Origin of the sequence: Streptomyces sp. NPDC058307 (assembly GCF_042880295.1) — a bacterium.
GTDB lineage: Bacteria > Actinomycetota > Actinomycetes > Streptomycetales > Streptomycetaceae > Streptomyces.
In genome coordinates this window covers 1-2,858 of the sequence record NZ_JBHVYZ010000152.1, presented here as the reverse complement: position 1 = coordinate 2,858, position 2,858 = coordinate 1, and the positions used below count along the sequence as shown (strand labels likewise).

1 protein-coding gene is annotated in these 2,858 nt (G+C 69.0%); it reads left to right on the top strand.

The genetic code is table 11. The annotated features are described in order from the left end of the window. The coding region (locus ACFVYN_RS41190) for an acyltransferase domain-containing protein (RefSeq protein WP_390008020.1) at window positions 1–2,858 on the top strand (2,858 nt) is incomplete at both ends.

The following is a 2,858-nucleotide window of genomic DNA, read 5'->3' as shown; positions in this document are numbered from 1 at the left end:
GCAGGCGCTGATGGCCACCTATGGTCAGGACCGCCCGGCGGACCGGCCGTTGTGGCTGGGGTCGGTGAAGTCGAATATCGGCCACACCCAGGCTGCGGCCGGGGTGGCCGGTGTGATCAAGATGGTGCTCGCGATGCGGCACGGCATGCTGCCCCGGACCCTTCACATCGACGATCCCTCCACTCACGTGGACTGGTCGGCCGGGTCGGTGGAACTGCTCACCGAGTCCCGCGAATGGCCTGCCGGCCCGGGTCCGCGACGGGCCGGGGTCTCGGGGTTCGGTATCAGCGGCACCAACGTCCACCTGGTTCTGGAAGAGGACCAGGATCTCGAGTCGGACTGGCAAGACAGCGAAGTGGACCCAACCCGGCAACACAACACCGATGAGGCGGACGAGGGTTCGGAGGCGTCGCCTGGTTCGGTGGCGTGGGTGGTGTCGGCGCGGTCGGGTGCGGCGTTGGTGGAGCAGGCGGGGCGGTTGCGGGAGTTCGCTGTTGCCCGCCCTGAACTTACGTCCGCTGATGTGGCGTTGTCTCTCGCTACGACGCGGTCGGTGGGTTTCCCGCACCGGTTGGTGGTGGTGGGTGCGGATCGCGGTCAGTTGCTGGACGGTCTGGCGGTTGCGTCTGCGGGGGGTCAGGCGTCGGGGGTGGTGTCTGGGGTTGCGGGGTCGGTGGTGCGGCCGGTGTTTGTGTTTGCCGGTCAGGGTGCGCAGTGGGCCGGCATGGGGCTGGAACTCTGGGATCAGGAGCCGGTGTTCGCGGAGGCGATGGAGGGTTGCGCGGAGGCGTTGGCGCCGTTCGTCGACTGGCGGTTGCGGGATGCGCTCGGTGATGCGGACATGATGGCGCGCGTGGAGGTGGTGCAGCCTGTCACATGGGCGGTGATGGTGAGTTTGGCCCGGTTGTGGCGCGCCAGTGGCGTGGAGCCTGCTGCGGTGGTGGGTCATAGCCAGGGGGAGATCGCGGCTGCGTGTGTGGTGGGTGGGCTGAGTCTGGGTGATGGTGCGCGGGTGGTGGCGCTGCGCAGTCGTGCGCTGGCGCAGCTCGCCGGGACGGGTGGGATGGTCTCGGTTCCGGCGGGGCTGGATGAGGCGCGGGAGTGGATCTCGGGGTGGGGTGCGGCGCTGTCGGTTGCGGCGGTCAACGGCCCACGGCAGGTGGTGGTGGCTGGTGAGGCGGCGGCGTGCGCGGAGTTCGCAGCGGCCTACGCGGGGCAGGGCGTCCGGCAGATCGCGGTGGATTATGCCTCGCATACGGCGCAGGTCGAGGCGGTCGAGGACCGTATCGCCGAGGACTTGGCTGGGCTGTCGCCGGTGAGCAGCACGGTGCCGTTCTACTCCACCGTCGAAGGCGCGGTGGTGGATACGGCCTTGCTCGATGGCGGGTACTGGTACCGCAATCTGCGGCAGACGGTCCGTTTCGGTGACGTGATCGCCGGGCTGGTGGGGGAGGGCCACCGCACTTTCGTCGAGGTCAGCGCGCATCCGGTGCTGGGGATGGCGGTTGCGCAGGCGGGCGAGGATCTGGTGGTCACGCCGAGTCTGAGGCGCGGTGAGGGTGACCGGGAGCAGTGGTTGCGGTCCCTGGCGGCAGCGTATGTCGCCGGTGCTGAAGTGAACTGGGCCGCAGCGCTGGGTGGAAATGAGCGCGCCCCCAGGGTCGATCTGCCGACGTATCCCTTCCAGCGACAGCGGTTCTGGCCGCGGGCTGCGCTTCGGCGCGGCGGCGATGCGTCCTCGGTGGGTCAGCAGGAGGCGAGTCACCCGTTGCTGGGGGCTGCGGTGTGGTTGTCCGACGGTGACGGTGTGGTGTTGACGGGTCGGTTGTCGGTGGCGGCGGCGCCGTGGCTTGCCGATCATGCCGTGCACGGCACTGTCCTGCTGGCGGGCACGGCGTTTGTCGACCTGGCCATCCACGCCGGTGATCTCGTCGGTTGCGGGACCCTCGAAGAGCTCGCCCTGCAGGAACCGCTGGTATTGCCTGACCAGGGCGGTGTGCAGATCCAGGTGCACGTCGGCGACGAGGACGGTGACGGTCGCCGCTCGGTGACGGTCTCCTCGCGGGACGCGGAGGGTGAGTGGGTCCGGCACGCGGTCGGCACGCTTTCGGCCGCCGATTCGCCGGTTCCAGAGCCCGTGGTGCAGTGGCCTCCTACGGGTGCCGAACCGATTCCGCTTGATGACGTCTATGACCACTTGGCCGAGCGCGGCTACGGATACGGGCCGGCGTTCCAGGGGCTGCGCAGTGTCTGGCGGATTGGGGAGGCAATCTATACCGAAGCCGAACTCCCTGAAGCAGCGGAAACGGAAGCTGGACCCGACGCTGGGGGATTCGGGTTGCACCCGGCCCTGCTGGACGCCGCGCTTCACGGCTTGCTGGCCGGGGGCTATGGCGAGTCTGGCGACGGGGTGGGTCTGCCGTTCGCGTGGTCGGGCGTTCGGCTGCTTGCTGGTGATGCTCGTCATCTGAGGGCTGTGCTCGTCCCGGGGTTGGACGGGTCGATCGCGGTGAGTGCGTTCGACGGAGCCGGCCAGCCGGTGTTCCAGGCCAAGTCTCTGGTGATGCGAGAAATTCCGTCCGACGATATTCATCGTCCTGGTGAGCGTGAGGTGCGTCGTTCGCTGTTCGGGGTGGACTGGGCTCCGCTCCCTGTCGCGGAAAGTCCGGCTGTGCCGGCGTGGGGCAGGCTTGGGGAGGTAGCGGGGGCGGAGCTTCCGCCGGCGATTGTCGCGGTGGTGCCTTCTGCTCTGGGCAGTGAGGAGGCGCCCGCTGCGGTCGCTCGGGCCACGGCGCTGGTGTTGGGGTGGGTGCAGGAGTGGCTGGCTGATCCTGCGGCGGATGATGCGCAGTTGGTGG